Annotated in this window: 17 protein-coding genes and 3 pseudogenes; 12 read left to right on the forward strand and 8 right to left on the reverse strand. The window is 66.3% G+C overall.

Features of this window, described 5'->3' with window-relative positions; all coding sequences use genetic code 11:
* Positions 1–19 precede the first annotated feature (19 nt).
* Positions 20–1,093 (reverse strand): M4 family metallopeptidase, encoded by a 1,074-nt coding sequence (locus QF027_RS00590; protein ID WP_307072068.1) that lies wholly within the window; start codon positions 1,091–1,093, stop codon positions 20–22.
* A gap of 649 nt (positions 1,094–1,742) precedes the next feature.
* On the opposite strand from QF027_RS00590, the gene QF027_RS00595 reads away from it, so the two are divergent.
* Positions 1,743–2,192, forward strand: a complete 450-nt coding sequence (locus QF027_RS00595) for a hypothetical protein (protein ID WP_307072069.1) — start codon at positions 1,743–1,745, stop codon at positions 2,190–2,192.
* Positions 2,193–2,650: 458 nt separating this feature from the next.
* Positions 2,651–2,941: pseudogene (locus QF027_RS00605) on the forward strand (HNH endonuclease); the annotation flags it as partial.
* A gap of 491 nt (positions 2,942–3,432) precedes the next feature.
* Here the strand turns inward: QF027_RS00605 and QF027_RS00610 are convergent.
* The 4 genes from QF027_RS00610 to QF027_RS00625 all read right to left on the reverse strand — a co-directional run bounded on the left by QF027_RS00610 (position 3,433) and on the right by QF027_RS00625 (position 8,036).
* Positions 3,433–3,882 (reverse strand): hypothetical protein, encoded by a 450-nt coding sequence (locus QF027_RS00610; protein WP_307072070.1) that lies wholly within the window; start codon positions 3,880–3,882, stop codon positions 3,433–3,435.
* Positions 3,883–3,968: 86 nt separating this feature from the next.
* Positions 3,969–4,634: an RHS repeat domain-containing protein gene (locus QF027_RS49415; protein ID WP_373432383.1), complete on the reverse strand. Its 666-nt coding sequence runs from the start codon at positions 4,632–4,634 to the stop codon at positions 3,969–3,971.
* Positions 4,601–4,954, reverse strand: a complete 354-nt coding sequence (locus tag QF027_RS00620) for a hypothetical protein (RefSeq protein ID WP_307072071.1) — start codon at positions 4,952–4,954, stop codon at positions 4,601–4,603. Before QF027_RS00620 ends, QF027_RS49415 begins: the two co-directional genes overlap by 34 nt.
* A gap of 586 nt (positions 4,955–5,540) precedes the next feature.
* Entirely contained in the window at positions 5,541–8,036 is a 2,496-nt protein-coding gene (locus QF027_RS00625) for a hypothetical protein (RefSeq protein WP_307072072.1), read from the reverse strand.
* A gap of 1,423 nt (positions 8,037–9,459) precedes the next feature.
* Between QF027_RS00625 and QF027_RS00630 the strand changes: the two genes are divergently transcribed.
* From QF027_RS00630 to QF027_RS00640, 3 genes are all read left to right on the forward strand, one after another.
* Entirely contained in the window at positions 9,460–9,597 is a 138-nt protein-coding gene (locus QF027_RS00630) for a hypothetical protein (RefSeq protein WP_307072073.1), read from the forward strand.
* A gap of 377 nt (positions 9,598–9,974) precedes the next feature.
* On the forward strand, positions 9,975–10,202 hold the full coding sequence (locus QF027_RS00635; protein WP_307072074.1) for a hypothetical protein: 228 nt from the start codon (positions 9,975–9,977) through the stop codon (positions 10,200–10,202).
* Between the two features lie 920 nt (positions 10,203–11,122).
* Positions 11,123–11,293, forward strand: coding sequence for a hypothetical protein (locus QF027_RS00640; protein WP_307072075.1), 171 nt, complete (start codon positions 11,123–11,125; stop codon positions 11,291–11,293).
* Positions 11,294–12,464: 1,171 nt separating this feature from the next.
* Here the strand turns inward: QF027_RS00640 and QF027_RS00645 are convergent.
* The gene (locus tag QF027_RS00645; RefSeq protein WP_307072076.1) at positions 12,465–13,169 is read right to left on the reverse strand and encodes a hypothetical protein; all 705 of its coding nucleotides are present in this window, start codon (positions 13,167–13,169) and stop codon (positions 12,465–12,467) included.
* Between the two features lie 394 nt (positions 13,170–13,563).
* Between QF027_RS00645 and QF027_RS49420 the strand changes: the two are divergent.
* The 7 genes and pseudogenes from QF027_RS49420 to QF027_RS49425 form a co-directional block, all read left to right on the forward strand.
* A pseudogene (locus tag QF027_RS49420) lies at positions 13,564–14,207 on the forward strand (class I SAM-dependent methyltransferase); the annotation flags it as partial.
* 978 nt (positions 14,208–15,185) lie between these two features.
* Complete coding sequence (locus QF027_RS00655; protein WP_307072078.1) at positions 15,186–16,451, forward strand: ParA family protein; 1,266 nt, start codon at positions 15,186–15,188, stop codon at positions 16,449–16,451.
* Complete coding sequence (locus tag QF027_RS00660; RefSeq protein ID WP_307072079.1) at positions 16,448–17,668, forward strand: ParB/RepB/Spo0J family partition protein; 1,221 nt, start codon at positions 16,448–16,450, stop codon at positions 17,666–17,668. Before QF027_RS00655 ends, QF027_RS00660 begins: the two co-directional genes overlap by 4 nt.
* A 341-nt stretch (positions 17,669–18,009) precedes the next feature.
* The gene (locus tag QF027_RS00665; protein WP_307072080.1) at positions 18,010–18,138 is read left to right on the forward strand and encodes a hypothetical protein; all 129 of its coding nucleotides are present in this window, start codon (positions 18,010–18,012) and stop codon (positions 18,136–18,138) included.
* 234 nt (positions 18,139–18,372) lie between these two features.
* The gene (locus QF027_RS00670) at positions 18,373–19,299 is read left to right on the forward strand and encodes a replication-relaxation family protein (RefSeq protein ID WP_307072081.1); all 927 of its coding nucleotides are present in this window, start codon (positions 18,373–18,375) and stop codon (positions 19,297–19,299) included.
* A gap of 109 nt (positions 19,300–19,408) precedes the next feature.
* Positions 19,409–19,705, forward strand: coding sequence for a hypothetical protein (locus QF027_RS00675; RefSeq protein ID WP_307072082.1), 297 nt, complete (start codon positions 19,409–19,411; stop codon positions 19,703–19,705).
* A 373-nt stretch (positions 19,706–20,078) separates the two neighbouring features.
* The gene (locus QF027_RS49425; protein WP_373432384.1) at positions 20,079–20,438 is read left to right on the forward strand and encodes a hypothetical protein; all 360 of its coding nucleotides are present in this window, start codon (positions 20,079–20,081) and stop codon (positions 20,436–20,438) included.
* A 153-nt stretch (positions 20,439–20,591) separates the two neighbouring features.
* On the opposite strand, the pseudogene QF027_RS00685 reads toward QF027_RS49425, so the two are convergent.
* Positions 20,592–21,370 (reverse strand): annotated as a pseudogene (locus tag QF027_RS00685) (transposase).
* A 205-nt stretch (positions 21,371–21,575) separates the two neighbouring features.
* The gene (locus QF027_RS00690; protein WP_307072083.1) at positions 21,576–22,484 is read right to left on the reverse strand and encodes a serine hydrolase domain-containing protein; all 909 of its coding nucleotides are present in this window, start codon (positions 22,482–22,484) and stop codon (positions 21,576–21,578) included.
* Between the last annotated feature and the right edge of the window lie 181 nt (positions 22,485–22,665).

Genomic DNA, 22,665 nt, shown 5'->3' on the forward strand with positions numbered 1-22,665 from the left:
CATGGGCGTCACCGTGCCACTACCAGATGCCCTGCTGTCGCGCCGCGGCCCGTACCACCTGAGGCGCCTCGCGGGACACCTTCTTGTTCGTGGCGAGTATTGCCGCCTGTGACGCGGCGACTGCGGCGGCATCACTGAACTTGGCCGTCGGCCAGAGGTTCTGAAGCGTCTGATACATGATCAGGGTGCCTTCGGCGATCCCTATTTCACGGCAGATCAAGTAGAACCAGCGATTGGTGATACCCGACATCAGGTGCGGGTCCGCAGGCTGGAAGTAGCCGCTCATGTCACGGGGCTGCGGATCACGCCCCATAACGGGGTTGTCGTAAGCGGTGCCCGGCTCCGCCATGCTGCGCAGAGCCTCGCCAGTCAGCTTCGGGGCCATGATGTCGTCGCCGATGAGCCAGTCGTGACTGTCCGCGTCGCGACCGTTGGCCCACGCGTCGATCGCCGAGGCCATCATGTCGCTGAACGACTCGTTGAGAGCGCCGCTCTGATCGTTCGTGTAGTTCAGCGCGCTGGTGAATTGAGTCACGCCGTGGGTGAGTTCGTGGGCCGCCACGTCGATGTCACCGGTCAGGTCCCGGAATACGACATTGCTGCCGTTCCCGAAAACCATGAGAAGTGCGGACGGATCGAAGAAAGCGTTGTCGAAGCCGACGCCGAAATTCACGTTGGCTATCACGTTCAGTCCGGAGTTGTCCAGGGAGTCGCGTCCGAGGTTGTCCTGGTAGTACTGCAGAACCTTGTGCATGTGGTCGTACGCGTCGTTGGCGTTCTGCCCTGCCACGGCCGGGTCACCCTCACCCCGGACGGCCTTCACATTGTACGTCCACTGGTTCAGGTCGTCATAGATGACGACGCCGGCCGACCCCGGCTTGGGGATCTGGATACCTTGGACCAGCCCCTCGCCAAGTTCTTGGGGAGCCGGCGCGTTCGGCGCTACTACGGGCGCCTGAATCCGCGTCCTGCGGAATTGCTCTGATACGACGGCAGACCGTTGGGCGTCAGTCGGATCGAGGCTTTCCCGCGCATGGACCCTCGCGATGTGGTCGAGGACGTGCGCGGGGACGAACGAGCAGACATAGTGCATGAGAAATCCTCCCCGATGGTGTTGGCTGCTTAATCATTTACACCTAATACCGGTCGGTGTCGATGGGGTGATGCAACGTAGAAAATCTGATGCACGGCGAATTTCTTGGGTCCTCTGGACCTCCATCCGCCTGCTCGACCCCGGTACGTCACTCCCGTAAGATCGCGCTTCAACAAGTTTCCCGTTTTCGGAACTTTAAATTCCGACCCGGAATATTGAGATCCGCAGGGCGACTAACCTCGATCGTTCATGAGTCCTCGTCGGTTCGCTGACGGGGACTCTGTGCTTGCGAGGTGCGGAGCTTCGTGGGCTGGGGCAAGGGCTGTCGAGAAGTCCCTCCAGCAGGCCAGGGCTCACCAGCCCCGGCGTCTGCACTCCCCATCAGCCGCCACACAGCGGCCGCCCGGCGCTCGCCGGGAACCTGTTCGGCAATCCGCCGCCCAGGCGGCATCGCCGCCGCGGCGCCGGCAGACCTCGTCGATCAGCGCCCGGGTGTCGGCCTCGCAGCGCGCGGTGAGCTCGGAGACCTGCTGCGGATCAACCCTCCGCTCGACCGATTGATCGGCACCATGACAAGGGACACGACCTGACCGCATGCTCATGGTGATGGCCTTGCCGCTGGGGGTGGGTCCGTCAGGGGGGTGGCCCGATGGCTGACGCCAGCGATGTCCTTCTAGAGATCTGGCGCGATCAGCGGCAGGCGGCCGTGCAGTCGGAGAACCAGCGGGCGGCGCTTTCCAACATCGTCATCCTGGTTGTCGCTGCAGGACTGGGCCTCGTATCGCAAAGAGGCATAGACACGTCAACGCTGGTGATCTCAGTACCGATGACCTGTTTGGGCCTGTACGGCGTGCTGGCGTGCCTCAAGTTTCGGGAACGGTTCGAGTATCACAACACTGTGGCTCGGCAGTTGAGAGACCAGTTGACTGCGCTGCATCCTGAGCTGAATGTCCAATCGGCCTGGCCAAACGCCTTCGCGAGGCATCTGCCCAGGTACCAGAGGCTCTTCAAGATTCGCCTCTATGTCCTGTGGGCACTTCTGCATGCCTGGGTCGCCTTGGCGGGAGGCACCCTCTCTGTCTGCGCGATGGCGAAATGAGAGGCTCATCAAGAGGAGGCACACACGGAGGTCGCGGGCGACGTCGGCCAGCTCGTCCGCAACTCCGGGTCAGGACCGCTCATCGAGGGCATCCCACGACAGGATTTCCATCTGCACACACTGCCGCTCACGTCCCTGCCCTTTGCGCAGATCCGCGCCCACGGCCCGAACTCGCACTCTGTACGCTGCCACTTCGCCTTCGCGACCTGCTTGAACGCCGGGGGGGGGCGCAGGGAGCAGCGCTGCTCGTGGCCCTCCAGTCGCTCGGGCCCCGAGCTTCACGGCGGCCGCCGCGATGATGACCACCGTCAGTGAGGTGGTGCACTTGAACGACGACGTTGTCCCCTATCTGACCGTCGCCCAGGGTGGACGAGGCTGCGGCAACGAAGGTCTTGTGCGCGGTCCGGGCGAGACCTGCGCGCCGGTCGCGTTCGGCCCGGTCAGGGGCTCGTGCAGGGATCCCGTCGCCTGGCGCGTCACCACGCAAGAAGGCGGCTGCTCCCCGTACGCGCGCCGAATCCGGTAACACGATCGTCCTGCCCGTCCGCGACGCCCTGGCCGCGATCCCCGTCCAGGACGAGGACCGCACCGGGTACGAGCGCGCCACGTTCCGGCACTGGATCGACGCCGACCGCGACGGCTGCTCCACCCGGGCCGAGGTCCTCCTGGCCGAAGCCGTCACCGCCCCCGAGCAGAGCGCAGGCTGCCAGCTCACCGGCGGCAGCTGGTACTCGCCCTACGACGACAAGTGCTGCGGCAGCCGGAGAGGAAGCGGAGCAGTGACTTCCGCCTTTCCTGTCCGCATCTCCGTTTGCGCCATTCGTTGCGAATGTCGAAGATTTCCCTCTCTGTTTGCTCGTCTTCTGAGGCTTCCACCCAGGTGATGCCCATCTCGTCTAGGAGGCGTGGTGTGACCTCGTCCGGGGCGAACAAGTCGTCTGCCCTGAGTTGGTCCCGCTCCTTGAATCGTGGGTCATCGCTGATGTAGAAACCCCACGCGTTTTCGACTTCAGGAGTGAGAAACAGGTAGGTGCCCGCTTATTCACCTTTGGTGATGCGGCCGACTTTTCCGTCTTCCGGTCATGTCGCGCGTTCCACTAGCACCGTCCCCAGCTCCGCCATGGCACGTGTTGACGTGGAAGTTGAAATAGCTGTGGTTTCTCTTCGCGTCCAGGTCAGATTCAACGACCGCAGTGACAGCTGTATCGGCAGTGTGCCTTCGCTGCTCCGCGGTTGCTGATCAGAGTGACGCCTCTGCCCGCACGGTGGCTCCGTCAGCCTCAGTTGCTGCAAGGGCTCGTTGGATCACCTCGTCTGGCATGTCCACCCAAACCCGTACGGAGGATTCGATGGTGCCGAACAATTGGTGCTCGCCCTGCCACGCTTCAGCATTTATCACACGGTGCGCCAGACGGGAAAAGTGTTTCACATTCTCGTCCTGCGTCAGGGCAAGCTCCACGCCCATCAGGGGGTCACGCCGTCCAAGAAGGCGCCACCGCGAGGGTTTCTCATGTCTCTGGCGAGCGGCTTCGGAGATCCTTTCAAAAGTCTTCCTTGCCTGCTCGTCGGTCAGCGGTTCGTCGACGTAAAGGTCCAGGTAGACCCGAGCACCCACAGTCGCGAACTCGGTAGCCATCTTCGCGAGGAAGATCTCCATGTCGTGCGGAGTTGATGCCGAGATGTAGCGCATTGATCAGCTCCTCACTCATTGGATGTGCCTCTACTGTTGATCAACAGTAGAGGCACATCCAATCATGATCGGTATCCGAGGTCGGCCTAAGCGGGCGGGCAGACCTTCCTCGGGTAGCACGGATAGCGCCACCTTTGTACAGGGGTGGTGTAGATCGGCGGCCCCCAACGCCCTACGCCCCGCATGAACCTACTCCCCCATCTGGCCGTCCACCGCAATGCATTGCGGGCACGAAAATGCTTCTTCCCATAGTTCATGTGCCAGCCGCTGTGCCTGTCCCACTCGAATCGCATCTTGTGGTTGAAGAGGTGGAGGCCAGGGCGGCCGTCACGCATGACAAGGTGTTTGTTTCCTCTGTTGAAGAAGAGGCACTTCGTGTGCGTGCAGCCGAACGAGTGTTTTACTCGCTTCCACCAGCCCCACTTTCCGTCCAGATCGTAGCAATTGATTGGATCGGCGGTGCAGTAATCATAGGCGTTGGCATTGCCGCCTGGCACCGGGACCACTGAAAGGAAGCGTCCGGTCTCGGGGGTGTACAGACGCACTCCCATGAGGGTGGCGCTGATGACAGTTTCGCTGGAGCGCTGTTTGCCACCGAGCCAGCCGTAGCGAGTGGTGCTGCTGCTCTCGGGGTTACCGTACTCGTCGTATGCGAGTGCGCTCGTTGCCTCGGAGCTGTCGAGCGGCAACTGCATGATGACGCTGCCATGAATGTCCGTCAACTCCAGGACAACATCTCGATGTCCTTCCACACACCCGCCTGCTTCACCCGGACCGGACCCGCGTACGCCGCCGTCTCCAGCTCCCCACTGGGCAACGCGTACGTCGTCGAGTCGGCCGCCCGCTCCGACAGCACCTCGATCTTCCGGCCCTGCAACCGGGCCATCAGCACCGCCGACGCCTCATCCTGCGCCTCCGCCGGACCCGGTGCCTCGGTGGTCGACTGCGCCGTGACATCGGTGGTCGGCGTGGCGAACGCGATGCCGGTGTCTTGGGACACCAGCGCCGCCTCGGTCGCGAACAGCATCACGACGCCGATGGCTATCTGCCGTAGCCGTCGCGCCTGGCGCACCCGGCCTCTACTTGGTCTGCCATGGGCCACAGGTTTGTGACGCACGATCAGCTCCCTCCCCTACGCTCCGCAACACGGAGCCAACAGAAACGAGCTGATCTTCACCAACGACTCAAATATCACCCACTGAAAGAGCGCCAGATATTCAAATCTAGCCATGCGAGTCACCAGAAAAGCTGAAGAGCTGCTCGCGACAGTGGCCTCCGGTCGTCCCGATTAGCCGCCTTCATACACTTCGAGCCGAAGGCGTTGGGCAGTTCAGCCTGCGACCGCACCATCTGTACGGTTTTAAGATCTTTCTAAGAACTGAAAGAAGAAGTGGAGCAACCGGTAAGAAAAAGACAAGATCGCCGCAGTCTGGCCGCGTGCACCCTGCGCGACTGCACGAGGGAAGGCGCGGCACGGCGGCCGAGACGTGGCACAACCCGACGGGACCATCCCCGCGGTGCGGGGAGCAGCCTGCGTAGTAGGTCCGGCAGCGGCGGACGGTGGGACCATCCCCGCGCGCGGGGGTGCTCCCACCATGGTCACTGAGCCCCAGCCCGACCAAGCTGCTCCCCGGACGCGCGCGGATGGCTACCTGCCGTCACGCAGCCCAGCGATGCGACCGGCTGGCCGCCAGCCGCGCCCGTAGCACCTTCAGTTGCCCGAGCTGGGTGCACAGCAGGTAGTCCGCAGTACGGCGGCGGGCGCCGGCTGCGGCGGCCTCCGCAGCCCGAAGGTCTCGGGGCCGCTGGCGCAGTGCCGCCTCGTACGCGGCGTCGGCCTCCGCGTCGGCGTCCTCGCTCGCCATCAGCCGCCGTACGGCGGCCATCCGGCGCTCGTCGCGCACCTGTTCGGCGACCTCGGGCGCCGCGTACGCCGTCCAGGCGGCATCGCCGCCGCGGCGCCGGCAGACCTCGTCGATCAGGGCCCGGGTGTCGGCCTCGCAGCGGGCGGTGAGCTCGGATACCTGCTGCGGATCGTCCAGATCAGCCCGTACCGCGATCACTAGGTCGACGGCCTCCTCCACGAGTAGGTTGGTACGCCGGGAGTATGAGCACGCCGGACACAGGCCCGCCGCCTCTAGCAACCCGCAGTCTGCGCAAGGCGCTGACTGCCTTGCTCGCTCCTGCTCCTGCTCCCGTTCCCGGCGCCGTGCCACAGCGACCTGCCGCTCCTGCGCTGCGGCGGCCGCACGGGCATGCCGGACCTGGGCGCGTTCGGCCTCCACCACGGTGTGGGTGCGCAGCCGCCGCTCGTAGGCGGCCCGGAGCTCGGCGGTACCCACGCCCGCCAGGTCCGCCGCAGTCTCCATGCGGATCCTGGCCCGCACCGCGCGCCGGTCCGCGATCACCGAGGCGCAGGAGGGGCAGTCCTCCCGTGTGTCCAGGCGGATCCCGTCGTCGCACCGCACGTCCGCACAGACCGGTCGCTGCACCATGCCCCGCCGGATCAGCCACCCGAACGCACTGCCTACCAAGGCCTCGCCCCCGGTCTCCTCCAGCCGGTCGGTGAGCCGATCGGCCAGCAGACGCGCTGCCGTCTCCGGCTGCTCCAGCATGCCCGCCAGCCGCCTCACCTCCGCCTTCGCAGCCGCCGCGACCTGGTCCTGCTGCCATCCGGACAACCGCTCCCACAACCCGGAGGCCGGCCCCAGAGCCACCCGCAGACCAAGATCAGCCGGAAGGTCCGCCCTCCGCTGCTGCTGCGCCTTCTCCCATCCCACGGCCTGCGGCCGGCCACCGGCCACAGCCCCGGCAGCACGCTGCCCACAACGCTCATCGGCTGGGAACTCATTCGGCTTTTCCCCGCGTAGCGGGCCGTCCTCAGCCGCTGGCGGCGCCGACTCGGCAACGGTGGCCTCGCCTTCGGCGGCATGGTCCTCGCGCACGCACACGCGCTCCGGCCGACGGCCTTCACCCCCACGGCCTTCGCCGGAAAAACCACAAGGAAGCTGGAGAGGAACGACGGGAGTAACCACAGGAGCGTGGACTGCGTGGAGCTTTGCACCATCGGGACGCTCCTGGTTCCCCGCCTCCCCGGTGGTCTCAGTACCGCAGATCTCAGTCGTACCAAGGGCACCGGCCACAGCAGCGGGAGCATGATCTCCGCACGCACCATCAGGACGCGCCAAAAGCACGGGATCAGGCCCCCGAACAGCCTCCACAAAGGCCAGAGTGCTGCCGTACGCACGAGCGACCGGCAGCAGCATGACCTTGCCCCGGCCTTTCATCCGCGTCGCCGTCGCCTTGCGCTGCCGCGCCACGACACCCGCCTCCGCCAGCCTGGCCAGGACCTTCCGCGCCCCGGACGGTGAACAGCCCAGCAGCCGCGCCAGCGTCGCCGCCCCACGCCCCTCCTTCTTCCTGACCGAGCCGCCGCACAGCTGAAGCCAGCCGGACGCCCGCGTGTTCAGCACCATCAGCAGCAGCCCGAGCCGGTCGGTCGCCGCGCCCTTGCCCGTACGGCCGGCCAGCAGCCCCGGCGGCGTCGGCTCCTTGCCCACCGGCATCCAGCCGGGCCCGAACAGCGCCTCGATGAGACGCAGCAGCGTTGCTAGTTCCGCCTTCGTCAGTGCGAGCGGGTGCCCTGCTCCCCCGCCGCGGTGAGCGTTCCACAGCGGCATCACCAGACAGTCCAGCCCCGTCGGGTGCCCCTTCGCATCCGTGACCACCCTCGTGCGCAGTGCGCCCGAACCACGCAGTACAGGCAGCACCTTGTGGTGGACCGTCGACTCCTTCACGCCCATCCACCGACCGAGCTCCGCACCCCAGATGGAGGTCAGGAGGTCGTTTCTCTCGCCTTTGGGCGCCCGCGACTTCGCGTAGAGCACCACTGCCGCCAGCTTCGGCGCATCCTTCAGCCCGGTGATCGACGGGTCCGCCAACAGCGCCTGGACGGCGGCGAGCAGCCGCATCCGCATCCTCCGGCCCAGGCGCAGCGGCTCGTCCGGGACTTTGTCACCCGCCTGCCCCGAAGTCGGCAGAGACCGCAGCGCGTTCCGCTGCCCGGGGAGCCTCGGGGCCTCGTCGACGGAGCTGTCGAAGAGCGCACCGAGAGGGTGCTCCAGCGCGGCGGCCGACGCCGCCACGGCGCTCACCGAGGCACCCCGGCGACGGCCGCCCGCGAGCACCGGCTGGCAGGAGCAGGCCGCCCGCCTCCCCGTTTTAGACAGGGATCGTCCGGACTGATCGGGCTGTGAAATCCGTCAACACGTGGCGCCACAGAAGGGCAAACAGGAGTAAAACGGGTGTATGTGGGCTGGCGAAAGGCCGAGCGGTCATGCAGAATGACACCGCTCCCTTCTTTCAGAAGTGGGCACAACGAAGCCCCTACCGGGTGCTTCGGGTTCTGGTGAGAACCAAGATCGACCGCTTGACCGGCTGCGAACCGGTCCAGCAATCCTTCGGAGGGCCTGCTAAGCCCTCCGGTGGCAGATGGGGCGTCAGCCGAGGTGACTGCTAATCACCTAGTAACTGGGCCCCGGGCGGCGCTGCCGCCCCTCGACTAGCTCATGCCGCTCCCCTCAACCGAGGGGCAGACGGCTGAGCGCAGCACAAACGCCCCGCCGAAGGGCCAGCTCACGCTCACGCGCTGCTGGCACCACGGCGGGGTGCTGTGTGACTGAGGCAGGGTACGGGTACCCTGATGCATGTCGATCACCTGGGATTCGCTCTGTACGGGTGGTCGGCAGGCCTCCGGACTCCTCTCACAAAGTCCGCGGGCCCGCCCCCTCGACTTGCTGAAGGTCGTGGGGGCCACTTTCTTTTGATCAAGCTCGGAGACACGATACTCCCCCGCCCCTCCGATACGGACACCAGGAGTTGACGTGTCGCAGCCAGACGATCGCTGACGACTTGTCATGGCATGAACCTCCCTGCTGAATTCGAAGCTCATGAGGACTAACAGCACTGATCACGCGGCACGTGCCCATGATCCGGCCAGGAATCGGCCCTAATCCAAGGGGCTTTGCACAACACGACCGCGAATCCCATCGGACGGGAACCTTGCAGCCTTGGCCTCCCGTCAGGCGGGATGAGCGCGGAGCGTCAACCTGCGGTGGGAAGCACGTAAGGCAGTCAGGGCAGCCTTCACAGGCATGGTGCACCCAGTCGGTCTCGGTTCCCGAGATGCCGTGCTCTGCAAGGACGGCCTTGACTCTCCACTGCGGTAGCTGCGGGAACCGAATGTCCAAATCGATTCCCTCCATGGCGTGGAGACTGGGCATGTCGAGCCCGGTGGAAGAGCGGTTGGTGCGTGTGGTGCCAGGGAGAGTCAGCGGCCCGGCTTCTGAGCGCAGGCCCGTGCCCGCCACGGGCGCGCTCTCGGCCTGGAAGCCGCGGCTGGACCTGGTGGCGCAGGTGTTCCAGCAGCTGCCCGCCTTCCGGCCGTGACAGGCCGCCGAAGCAAGAAGCCGCTGTTCGAGCCGGGTCTGATCCCGCCTCCCGGCGCGCTGGCGCGACAGCCAGCATTTCGACCGCTGGCAGGACCGCCCCTGCGCGCTTTGCGACCAGCCCACGCCCATGCGCTCCCACTACGGCGAGCCCGTGCACAAGGCGCGCGCTGAGGACTGGATCGCCGCGAACCCCACCGAGGGCCGCCTCGGCAGATTCGCCTCCGACGTCCAGCTCAAGCGCCGGCGCGACGACGACCACGCCTGAATTCCTCCCCCGGAAGCTCCCTTGAACAGCACCCAACGCGACGTCGACCACGCCCTCGCCTACGCCGAGCCGCCCGCCTCCCCGCTCTGGCACCGCCACGGCGCGAAGGCCCGGCCGCTCACCGACGCCCAGAAGCGACGCAACCGCGAGCTCCTGGATATCGCCAGCGCAGTACCCGACCCCGCTCCCCTCGTCCCACCAAGCCCCTGGCGGAGGCCATCTGATGGACACCAAGCCCGTCACCATCGACGGCTACCTCGACACCGTCCCCACGCCCGGCGACGCTCCCGGCACCGCACGGTTCCAGCTGATCGTCTCCCCCACCGACGACGTCGTGGATGACGTGACCTGGTCCTGCACCACCAACAAACGACCGCATGCGGGTCGAGGCAGAGCGCTGGTTCGAGTTTCTGCAGGAGCGGTTCGAGGAGGTGGAACGGCGACCGAAGCATCAGCGGATGTTGGGCGAGGCCTACGGCCGGCTGACCGTGCACCTCGACCACGGAGGAATCGGGCAGGCGTTGAAGCAGCTCGATTGGATGAGGGCGGAGACGCAGTTCTTCGCGAGCCATCCGGACTTCCCCGTCGGCCCAGCCGATGGTTAGGGAGGACGGCAAGGCGGCGGAGCCGTGCATGGTCACCAGCGGCGCAGGCGGCTGAACACGGCCTGCGCGGCAGCGGCAGCGGTGTGGGCTGCTTGGACGGCCCGCCCTTGTGCCCGGGCTCGGGTGAGGGCAGCCGCGCCCGTGGTCGTGGGGACCTCGTCCAGTGGGTCATCGATACGGTCAAGCACGTCGGTTAATCGCCTGCGGCTGGGGCGAAAGTGACGTCAACGCCCGCGAGTTCATACTTCAGTGGCCTCGTGGTGACCATAGAGCAAATGCCCCGGGGCCCAAACGCGGTGGGCGCCGGGGGCGTTGCGAGCAATGCAGTGTGCGTCTCATGGTGTAGCAGGATCATGCTTTGCCGGCGATTTTACTGTCCGACTATCGCCGGAGGTGGCACGTCCTAGCTTTCGCTACAGCTCATACCACTCTCCGAGCCCTTCGACCGCTCCCGCTCGGACGAAATTCTCCATGACATCCCATGCGCGATCGACTCCCATCACGAAGTCACCTGTAAAGGTTCCTAGTTCATCCATGACCGGAACGTCGACTTCTCCCTCCGGGGAAACAGAGCCATCCCCAACAAGAAGGGACACACTGTCCTCGGAGGTGAAGAGATGAATGACGGCATGATCACCTAGGAAACTGAGGGTCAAGTAGGGGTACAGGCTATCCGGCAAATTGACTTCCAGATGGCCCCGACCGCTAGCGCGCAGTTCCCTAAAGGCACTCACAAGGTCACGCAGTTCCGAGCGCCTCTCGGTGGAATCGAAGAGTGCCGATTGCCCCGATGTCATGGACCACACAACGTCCATCTCTTACCTCCGAAACTTTTACGGCCGAGGCCACGGCTTGGGATCCTGAGCGTTCCCGGTGAACGTGGTGGAATTGTGCCCCTTTGCCGTCTTCGGCACGGTGCCATGCCACGCTCCGCACGAAGGTCCCCCTCCCCGACAAAACCCCTGATCAGGCCGCCCGTACGGATCGGCAGCCTCAACGCGGCACGCCTTGTCGCCGAACTCCGCGTACTGCATGAAGAGGCGGAGGATCCCGACGTGGCCCGGATGCCGGCCGTCGCGATGGTCGAGTAGGCGCTGCGCGACCGGAGCGATGAGGCTGTGGCGACGGGCGGCGTGTTCCTGCGCGCGCCGTTCCTCCGCTGCACGCTGGGCAGCATGTCGTTCGGCTGCGAGCACGGCTTCCGGGGTTCGGCGGACGGGCACGGTGGGGGCGCCGTCCGGGGAGAGGTCGCTGAGTACGGCTGCGCGGAGTCTGGCCGCCTTGTTGTAGGCCGCGCTGGCCGACTTCACGGCGAGCGCCGGCGCCAGGTCGGTCCACTCCACTCTCGCGGCTCGGGCTGCCTCAACGGCTGCAGCCTGGTGGATGTCGGCCTGCTCTCGGATGTACTCCCACAGCGTGACGCCCGTGAGCGCCGCTGTGCGTCGAGCAGTCTGCTCCTTCAGCGCCCCAGCATGGGCCTCCAAGTAGAGGAGGGCCCCATACAGTTCGTCGTCGGCCCCTGGACGACGACGAAGACGTCGCCTACTGGCTGGAGCAGATCGAAGCAGTCCTCCCCGAGTGCCAGACTCCCACCCAACTCGTGGGCCTGGAGACCTATCTCGCAGCGGCAGTCCGCTCGTTGAGGAGGATCGAGCGTACGACCTCAAGGCCAGCTGCCATGACCCCTGAGGCCCGGCTCGCCTACACTGCCGCAGCTCAACTCGTTCTCGGGTAAGCCAGCACACACCGCCCCCGCGAGCTATGCCCGTGCACCCCATCTCACGGGCGAGCATTCCGACGGAATGTGGGGCCGGCCCGAAGAAGGGCATCCCACAGCATCTGCTCGGCTACGGACAGACCCCGCCACCCCTCCCCCACCCCAAGACGGCCAGATGCAAACCGCCCTCCTGCGAGCCGGCCCTGCCCAGCTCCTGGGGCCCTGGTGATTACGGCGTAATCACCAGGGCCCCAGGAGCCGTTCATGTGAGCATCCATCCGCAGGTGTCCCGTCTCACTCAATCGAGTCGTTTTTTCAACGAAGCGAGTCCCCGCCCCTCACCCAATGCGGTCCACGCAGATCAGCGAGGCGCGGACGACTAGCTTCGTTGAGACGGGACAGTAGGACGCTCATACCGCCTCCTCTGTCCCGTCTCTGCCGATCTGGTCCTTGTCCCGGTTGATCGGGTCCGATTCGCTCGTCATCTCAGACGATCTGGTCTGCAAGATCGTCTGAGACGAACTGTTATGGAAGACCGGCAGCAGTCACCGAAGATCGTTTCCCGCGAGGAACCGGTGGGCTGCCTGCAGACCTGCCTCGTCCCTGGCCCACAGCCCCCACTTGACCAGCCTCTCCTGCTGAAACAGCTCCGCGAACGTCCGCCACAGGTGTACTCGAAACCCGTCGGCTTCCCACCACCACTCCGTGTTCCCGGAACCCTCCCGGATCAAAGACAGCCGTGAAGCCGCCTCCCTGACCCCCGCAGGGGACTGTCCTACCTTCGGCTCCACCACTGGGATCCAGCTCTCGCACTCCCAGTACAGTGCGTCCGCCTCGATCAGGGCGTCGGCGTCCGCAAACACGGCCACGTCTACGCCGAAGCAGTACACCACCGCGCCGTCGCTCCGCAGCTTCACGGAGTACGGGTGCGCCACCTCGTGGTCGATGAACTCCGCAAGCGGCCCGTGGTCCACGCTTTCCTGGTAGTACGGCCACGGCTCGAAACGAATCTCCTCCTGGAACGACCAGGCGGAGGTGCGATAGACCAGCCCGCCGTAGCGGTCCTGGGCCTGCCGGAGCCCGGCGAGCAGCATCGTGGTGTCCACCTCGGGAAACGGTGCGAGCCGGGCGATGACCTCGGTGTCGTCCGGGTAGTCCTGCGTGGGGAAAGGAACGGTGCGGGCCCGCGCGGCGAGGAACCGCCGTCCCCTATCCGTCAGCCGTCCCGGTGCGTTGAGGATGTACTGCATCAGGCCATCATCTCCACGACCGTTCCACGCTCGCCCTACAGGGGCGGAGCAGGCTATTCGAAACCAGATCGAGTGAGACGGCATCCGGCATCCCCCGGCCAGGACCACATCAGCTGAGATTGCCCGGCACCCCCACGTCTCAACTGAACTGGTCGCCGCACGTCAGGGGTCCAACTCGGAACCAGATCAATTGAGGCGGGCCCCCTGTCCCCCAACTGCTGCCTTGTTCATCACGCGCCACAGCAAACCGTCCGACAGGAACAGCCGACCTTCCGGGCCGCAGGTCGCCGTCAGGTGATTACGACGTAATCACCTGACGGATGCCGAGAGCTTGGTAGGGCCCGATCTCAGACCCGCCACCTAGCTGTCAGCGTCCTCCTCTGGAGTCACCCGCGTGACTGAGCCCTCCTACTTGCCGCGGTCAGGGAGTCCTACGACGCCGTCGCCGCCGACTACACGGAACTCGTCAAAGCCCCTGCAGAACTGGACCCGTTGTCACGCGCCATGCTGGCCTCGTTCGCCGAAGTCGTGCAGATGGCCGACCTCGGGCCGGTCGCAAACCTAGGATGCGGTCCCGGCAAAGTCACGGCGCATCTGGCAGACCTGGGAGTATCCGCACTCGGCATCGACCTGTCTCCGAAGATGATCAAGCTAGCCCGGCAGGCCCACCCGAACTGAGCTTCACTGTGGGGTCCATGACCGCCCTGCCTATCCCAGACAACGAGCTCGGCGGCATCCTGGCCTACTACTCCACCCACCACACGCCGCCGGAGTTGCTGCCTGTCGTGTTCGCATCGCACGCTCGCACCTGGCGGCAGTCTGATGATGGCCGGCCACGTGGGAGACGACATACACCTACGCCCGACGCAGGCCTATGGAGGCCACCCGGTGTCCTACGCGTCTCACCTGCTGCCGCCGGATCGGATCGTCGCTCTGCTGAATCAAGCCGGACTCGTCCTTATTGTGCGACTGCTGCAGGAGCCTGACGAAGGAAAGAGGACGATCGCCACGTTCCTGGCTCACAAGCCCCCCAACAGCCGTGACCATACGCATGTCCCGTCTCAGCTGAAGCCACTGGCGGGCCTGTCCAGATCGTCCCAGTGCTGTCGCATCCAGTACTGAAGCTGGAACAACGGCGTGAGACGGGTCATCCTGGGCTCATCGGCCTTTCCTGCTCTTCTCGTCGGACCGGCTTGGGGGAAGGGTATGGACGCCGACATCCGCATGGGGCCGCGCCAATGGGCCACCGCATCACCTGAGCGCCTCGACCGGCTGGCTCTTGGGGTGCTGAGGGCCGCCCGTGACGCGGCACGAGAGTGACGACGGAATCCTCCCGACCTGGCTCGATCGACGTGGGCCCTGGGCAAGCTGGCGGGGCGAACGCAGGCGAGCTTGGGCCGGACGTGCCGGGCCACCCGCCGGTCGGGCCTGTAGCGCAGGAGGGCTTCATCCGTAATGTTCTCGCTCTCGCCGTGCACGTCCGCGCGCACAGTTGGGCCGAGGCCGACCTTGGCGCGGCCGGCATGCCGGGCCAGACCGACGTACGGCACTCGGCGGAGCGCCGTGCGGAGGCCGCTTTTGGCTTCCTGGGGCTGCTGCTCCCGCATGCCTACCTTGAGGGGTGGACTGCCGCCCTCGTCACCGACCTGGCCCGCGGCGACGAAACATGGAGACGGCGGTCAAGCTGGGCACGTACATCCTGCACCCCACCTTCCTGGCCCTCGCCAACGACGTGACGCGTGAAAGCGGTGAGGCCCTACAACAACCTCAACGTCTGGTGAGGCCTGGCGAGCCAAGGCAGTTGACCTCTCCATCCTGGGACAAGACGAGTCAGAGCCTCACAAACGGCATCAAGACTCCCGTGATTACGCCGTAATCACGGGAGCGCGGTCAGCTCGCCAAGTCCTGGCTGATTACGGCGTAATCAGGGGGGGAGAGGGCGGACAGCTCCAGCAACTTGGTCTAGCTAACGTGTCGATACTGCAAATGATCAAGCGCGTTAGTATGGTGTCCTCCATGAGTTCGCCAGCCACCTCCAGCGACCGCGAGAAGGTCGTCTCCAAGCTGCCGGGATGGCTCCGGCAGAACCTCAAAATCAGAGCCGCCCAGCACGGCATCGAGATCCAGACCGCCGTCGAACAAGGCATCACCGACTGGTGCAGCCTGGCTTCCACACCCGCCACCATCGACACAGCCGGAGCAGACTCCTTCTCCACCTTCCTGCCCCCCGGGCAGTGGGAGGAGTTCCGGCATATCGCATCTGACCGGCGAGTCTCCCTCATCCAAGGGCTAGCCCAGGCAGTCCAACTGTGGCTCGACGCCAACCCCGCCCCCGACATCGAACGGCCCACGATCACCCGCCGCATCGTGGTCTGCAACCAGAAAGGCGGCGTCGGCAAGACAGCAATCACCGCCGGACTCGGTGAGGCACTAGCCGAAGACCCCAACACCCTGCACCCCGTACGCGTCGCCAAGGCCCTCACCAAGGCCCTGCGCGCGAGCGAGACCCACGGCGACGAAGCCGAACTGGACGACGACCCGCTCGACATTGAAAACCTGCCCGGACTAGGACTGCGGGTCCTGCTCGTCGACTTCGACCCCCAATGCCACCTCACCAACCAGCTAGGCGCCACCCCACTGCCGATGGACGGTGACAGCCTCACCAACCACATGGCAGGCACCCCCAAGGGCAACCTCCAGGACCTCGTCGTCTCCGTCGACGACGAAGCCTTCGACGGACGTCTCCATCTCCTGCCCGCCTGCAACGACGCCTTCCTGCTCGATGTGCGCCTCTCTGCAGTACGGGCCCGGGAAGCCGCCTTCGAGCGTGCCCTTGCTCCGCTCGAAGCCGACTACGACGTGATCATCGTCGATTGCCCACCCAGCCTCGGCCTCAGCATGGACGCAGCCGCCTACTACGGCCGTCGGCGCGACGGCGAAACCCCAGGCCAGTCCGGGGCCCTCATCGTCGTCCAGGCTGAGGACAGCTCCGCCGACGCTTACGAACTGCTCACGACACAGATCGAGGACCTGCGTGGAGACCTCAAGGTCGACATCGACTACCTCGGCATCGTCGTCAACCTTTACGACTCCCGCCGCGGATACATCGCCACCTCGTCCCTCCAAGGATGGGTGGACATAAAGGATCCGAGGGTCGTCGGCCTCATCGGAGACCTCAAGGAACAGAAGGAAGCCGTCCGGGTGAAGAAGCCCCTGCTGTCCTACGCACCCAAATCTCAGCAGGCCGTCGGCATGCGGGCCATGGCCAGGGAGGTCTCGTGAGCAAGGCCGATCAGCTTGGCTCCGGACGCTTCGGCGGGGGAGTGCGCACAGTCAGCGCCCGCCGCCAAGCCGTCGCCGCAGCCACTGGCGTCCCGACAGAGGGCGTCGCCCCGCCCACTGAACTCTCCGTCCACCGCATCAGCCCCAACCCGGACAACCCCCGCTCCACTCTGGGAGACCTCACCGACCTTGCGGGAAGTCTGAAGACCCACGGCCAGAAGCAGGCCATCACGGTCATGAACCGCGACGCCTACATCAAGGCCAACCCGCAGCGCGAAGCCGACCTCGACCCAGACACCACCCACGTCGTAGTAGACGGCAGCAGCCGTCTCGCCGCGGCCCGTGAAGCCGGCCTCACCACGGTCAAGGTGATGGTCAGCGACGACGAAGGATCCACACCCGAAGAGCTCCTTGAATCCGCCCTCGTCGCCAACATCCACCGCCAAGACCTCGCTGAACTCGACGAAGCCCGCGCCCTTCAGCGCCTCCTGGCCATCCACGGCAGCCAACGAGCCCTTGCCAAACGCCTCCACCGCTCCCAGGGCTGGATCTCTCAGCGCCTCGCCCTGCTCAACCTGGCCCCCGAACTCCAAGCCCGCATCGGAGAGGAACCCATAGACCTGCTGCGCGCGGTCGGCAACAAGCCCATCGAGCAGCAAGTGGCGGCCCTGGAAGAGCTCAAGGCGGAGCGGGCACACAAAGAAGACAAGGCGCGAGCGTCGAAGCACCGGAGGACGCAACAGACGTCTGATGCAGACGAACACGTGCCCGGGGGAGCGCACACAGGTGATTACGCCGTAATCACCGATGCAGCGGGCAAGCCTTCATCTGTCCATCGCGAGACCGACCACCCGGGCAGCGATGACGATTCCCACAGCAACGCATCGTCTCCCTCTCCAGCACCGCCGAACGCAGCGGCACCGCTGTCAGCTGAAGATGAAGCAGTGTCGGGACCAACCACGGCGCAAGACGAAATGGCCCCAGCAAAGGTCAGCGCACCCGCCGAAGGCCCGGGCGAGGCTACATCTTCGGTTCCAGCACAATCCACCGGCGAGATCGGAGCTGATGCTGGAAGCCAGCAACTGAAGCGGTTCCCCTATACAAACGGCGTGGACGCCGCGCACCTACTGATCCACAAGATGCCTCCAGATGAGTTCAACAAGATGCTGGATCTGCTCATCAAGCACGGAGATAGCCAGGTCACAGCTGCCGGTTGAGCCGCACGAGACACCGGGCATCTGAGGCCTGGGGTCTCTTTGTGCCGTGCGCTGCGCCCGCATCATCCTCTGTCGCGAACGCAACGCTGTGCACCGAAGGGGAGAGCCTTTCCCTCCCGCACCCGCTCCTGAGCCCTTCACGCTGCGTCCACCGATGCACTGACCGGCGCGCACGGCTTCGTGCGCACCTGGTCGGGACGCAAACGCACCGGGCTGGTCAAGGCCGGAAATTCGGACGGGCAGAAGCGTTTTGCCGCCAACGATCAGTGATCAACCCACCGCGTGGAGTGCTTCCGGCTACAGGTGTGTCGGGACGTTCGTATGACGGGGAGGGCTAGTCGGTGGTTCTGTCGATCAATGTTGCGGTTCTGCTGGCGGTGATCATCCCGATGCGAACCGCGTTCTGCCAGACCATCTTCGACGTCGTCGGCCAACTCGCCCAGGGCGCTACCCTGTCAGGCAGCCCCTGAGCTCTGTACCGCGCCGCCCAGTCCATGGCGGCTTTGGCTGTGTGGCGTCGACCACGGACAAACCATCCGGTCAAGGGCTGGTCAAGGGGCAAAGCGGACACCGCTCGGGCGGGATGAACAGACCGCGGACAAGGGGTCCTTCCGCACGGTGGCTCCGGCCCGCACGTTGTTGCGTGTGCGGGCCGGACCAGTCAGCGACCCGGCCTTGTACGGCCGGAGAGACCCGAGGCCACGATGACCACCGCACCGCTCCCGCCTGTCCCGCCGACTCCGCCAGCCAGCTCGGACGGCGTTGCGACAGCGAGCCCCGCTCCCAGCCCCGTAGCTCCCGGCCTCCGTCTGGCGGCCGTCGCTGATCAGCCCCCTTGCCGACCCGCCCCGGTCGGTTGCAACTCCTCTTCTCCCAGCACTGATGCGCCTGGAGAAGCGTCCCGGGGCCGGAAGGCGGCGGCGAAGGCTGGCGCTGACATCCGCGGCGAGGTCCTGCTCACTCTCGCCCGGCTGAGTCTGGCCACGCCCCGCCAGCTCAAGGCCCTGCTGCTGCCGCACCAGCAGGACACCGACCACGCCCGTCGCGCGCTGCGCAACCTGCGCGACGAATCGCCGGCTCTGGTCGGCCGAACCCACCGCGCCCAGCAGAGCTACTGGTACTGCACCCCGGCAGGCCTCGCTGAAGCCGCCGCCTCCGGCGAGCTCGCACCGAGGACCGGCCGGACCACCGGTCAGCGAGCAGCGAGCAGGACGGGCCTGCGCGGGCACGGCAACGCCCTGGTCGACACCGTCATCGCCTTCCACCAGTCGAAGGAGGCCGACCAGAGCGACTGGCACCTCGAGGTCGCCCACCCCACTCCGGCCGGGAACCTGCTCCCCGACGCCGTGGTGCTCCTGGACAACGGCTCCAGCGCGTTCGTGGAGATCGACCGCACCATGTCCTACGCCCGCCTGGTCGCCAAGCTGGAGCGCTACGACGCCTACCGCAACGGACCGCCGTCCGGGCGCGGCAACGCCGCCCGGGCCCCGCGCTCCCACTGGCAGGAGACGTATGCCGGGCCGTCCCTCGAGCGCGGCTTCCCGCCGGTGCTGTTCGTCTTCGCCCCGGCCCCGCGCCGCGGCGCGAGGGAGGAACGCTGCCCTCTGGAGGCGTTGCCGAAGGCGCGGTGAGCACGGCGGGCACGGCGGGCACGGCCCGGCCTGGCCTGGATGAATTGAGGCAGGGGCCGGGCCCGCCGCCGCGCGGGCGTTGTCGGTGGCTGCTGCGAGGCTGGACGGCATGAACGGAGACGAGCAGCTGCTGAACGGCCGCGTCTACGGCGCGGAGCACGACGACCCCAACCCCGGCCCGCTCCCACACCGGACCTACGCCGCACTGGTCGGCGGACCGCTGGACGGCCTGCTGCTGGACATCCACGGATGGCGGACCGTGGAAGTCGACGACGGCGTGGCCCTGCCCACCGAACTCGGACAGTTCCCCGGCGGCCGCGCCCTGTACGACCCGCGCCCCGGCGAGCCGCGCACACCGGGCCCGGGCGTGAGCTGCCGCCTGTACTACTCCGGCGACACCCCCTGACCACAACCCCGACCATCAGCCCGACCACGGCAGGTCAACGGGCAGGCATCCCGCGAAGTCCAGTAGGACTGATCGTTCTCAAGGTCAGCGCCGGCGCCGCGCTCAGGGGTGGCTGCCGGAGGGCACCTGTTCCTTCGACGAAGTTCCGTCCCGACAACGCTGGCGCCCCCCGCAGTTCACCCAGCGCAGAACCCTCGCCGAAGAGCACCACTGGCGCGCGAGCCGGCCGAAAGCCGTCCGAGGCTGGAACACCGCGGTCATCGGCGCCGGACATGTCGGGCCAGCGCAATTAACGCCGGTATACCGAGCGCTGCGCAAGGCGTTTGAGGACGGCAAGAACGAGCCAGGGGCAGCGGACTTCTACTACGGCGAGATGGAGATGCGCCGCCACGACCGCACAGGCACCACCCGAGCTGAACGCGGACTGCTGCACGCCTACTGCCTGCGTGCCTTGCGATCCCTGGGCTGGCTCGCTGCCGCCATGCTCGTCACCATTGTGCTGCTCATGGGCCTCGGGCTACCGAAGGATGATCCTCAGAACCCCACCGGGAACAGGTGGACGGGAAAGCGCTTCGAGAAGGCCCTGAACATCACGCTCAACTCCGTGGTGTTCCGCTCCAGCGGACAGGACCTGACCACCGCTGGCACCTACATCGAGATGACCTCTCGCCTCCTGGAACCTGCCCTTCTTGCCCTGGCTGTCCTCGCCGTCCGCGGACGTATCAAACGCTGACCATCCGCCACCGGGTGCTCAGCAAACTGAACACCCAACCGCTACCTACCGCGCCGGTGCTCCCCAAGGTCGTACGGCGGCGGCTGGGCCTCCGCCGTACGACCACCCGAATCGGCTATGCCGCCACACCTGTTGCGCCTGCTGGCTTGATCTTTAACCTGTGCGGCGTGGTCGTGGGGTGGTTGACGTCTTCGTTCGCTGTTTCGCAGGTTGTGTCTTGCCGGGTGTGTGCACGTCGTGGCGGGGTGTGGGCCGGGTGTTCTTTCTGCCTGGTGGTCGTCCGGGGCCGGGGCGGGAGGGTTTCGGTGCTTGGGCCGGGCAGCTGGCCTTGGGGCGGATGTGCCGGAAGTCGCGGCGGACTCGGGCGGGGGTGAGCCTGTCCGGCGGGGTCGGTCTCTCCCAGGGCCGCCGCAGGTCGGCCGCCAGCGGTCGGGCGAGCCGCAGTTGGGTGTAGGCGGCGAGGATCAGCCAGGTCCGCCGGTCGGCTGCCTCGGGAGTGCGGATCTTCGGGGAGGTCCAGCCGAGGGTTTGTTTGAACAGGCGGAAGGTGTGCCCCGGTCGCAGGTGTGGCACAGGATCCGTTCCGGTGAGGTGTGGGCGTCGGGCCGCAGCCAGCAGGTGACGTCGATGGCCAGCACCAGCCGGCCGTCGGCAGCCCGTGGCCGTGGCACTTCGGCCAGTGCCCGCCGCAGCCGGCCGGCATCAATGCGTCCACGGGCCACCGCGGCGTAGAGCCCTCCGTGGCCGCGGCGGTGTTCGCCCACCAGCGACAGCTCCGCCAGCGACCTCACCGGTCCGTCGCCGCACAGAACGGCATCAGCCAGCTCGGACAACGCGTCCGAACGAGCGGTCAGGCAGGAGTAGAACTCGCCCCGGAAGCATGACAGTTGTGCCAATGCGTCAGACCGGGCGTCGTGATGCAGCAGACTCATCCTCACGGCCTTCGTTCTGAATGTGTGTGTTCCTTGGTCGGAGCACATGTTCAGACGAAGGCCGCTTCCCCGTACGGCAGTTACCGGACCGAGGATCAAGCTCGACGCACCGTTCGACACCGGACGTTAAAGATCAAGCTGGGGGATGTCCCGTAATTGATCTTCAAAGGTTGTTGGATGCATGGTGGGGTTGCCAGGAGCGTGTTCAGCCTGGCGGCGTTGGCTCGATCGCGGCGGACACTTCAGCGAGGAGTGATTCGACCTCTGCTCCCCAGCGCGAGCTCACCACCAGGTCCCGTGCAGGGTCGACCCATAGCAGGTGACCGCCGCCGTTTCCCCTGGCGCAGCGCCCGGTGGACGGGGCCTTGGGCCAGACCGTGCGGTGGTCGTTCAGCCACCATGACAGCCCGTAGTCGGGCTTGACCGGGCAGGGCCGCCACATCTCTTCGATCCACCCGGTGGACAGCAACCGACGCCTGCCCCATTGCCCGTTTCGTAGGCACAGTTGGCCGATCCGGGCAAGGTCGAGAGCATTGATCCATAGGCCGCCGCCCCAGTGTGCGCCGCCGGACACCACGAGGATGCGTCGGCCGTCGATCTCGATCGCGGAATCGGCGTAACCGTGCCAGGACCAGCCGGACGAAGCCCCGATCGGCTCCATGATCCGCTCGTGCAGGGCCTCGGGCAGGGGTCGGCGGAGCAGGACAGTGAGCGCAAGGGCGGTCAGGTTCACTCGGACGTCGTTGTAGGCCCAGCCCGCTCCGGGCGGTCCGCCGGCTGACTCCGTTCCCTCACGGGTGCTCTGGGCGTCGGCCCAGGTTGGCTTGGACCACAGCTCGCCCTCCCACTGGCTGGACTGGTCCAGAAGGTGTCGCCAGGTGATCTTCCGTGCGTGTGCGTCGCCGAACTGCGGCAGGTCGACCGAGCGGCACACGGGCTCGTCCAACCGGAGCAGACCGTCATCGAACGCCAGCCCGGCCACGAGGGACAGGACGCTTTTGGTAGCGCTGAAAGCCATCTCCGTCCGCTCCGTGTCGCCCCAGGAGGCGAGGACCACGCCGCGCCGCACCACGACGCCGCTCGCCCCGTGCCCGTCGAGCAGAGGGCCCAGCACTGCACGATGTGAGACGTCGCAGACTTGGGAGGCCAGGTAGGACCTCATGTTCTGAATCCCCGGTACTGTCCGCTCAGCCTGTTCCTTCGCGGCGCGTGCCAGCCGGGTGGCATCCACCCTCGACCACGGGTCACCGACATGCCCGCCCTCGTCCAGACACTGCCCTACGTTGATCATCAAC

This window comes from Streptomyces canus (assembly GCF_030816965.1).
Classification (GTDB): domain Bacteria; phylum Actinomycetota; class Actinomycetes; order Streptomycetales; family Streptomycetaceae; genus Streptomyces; species Streptomyces canus_E.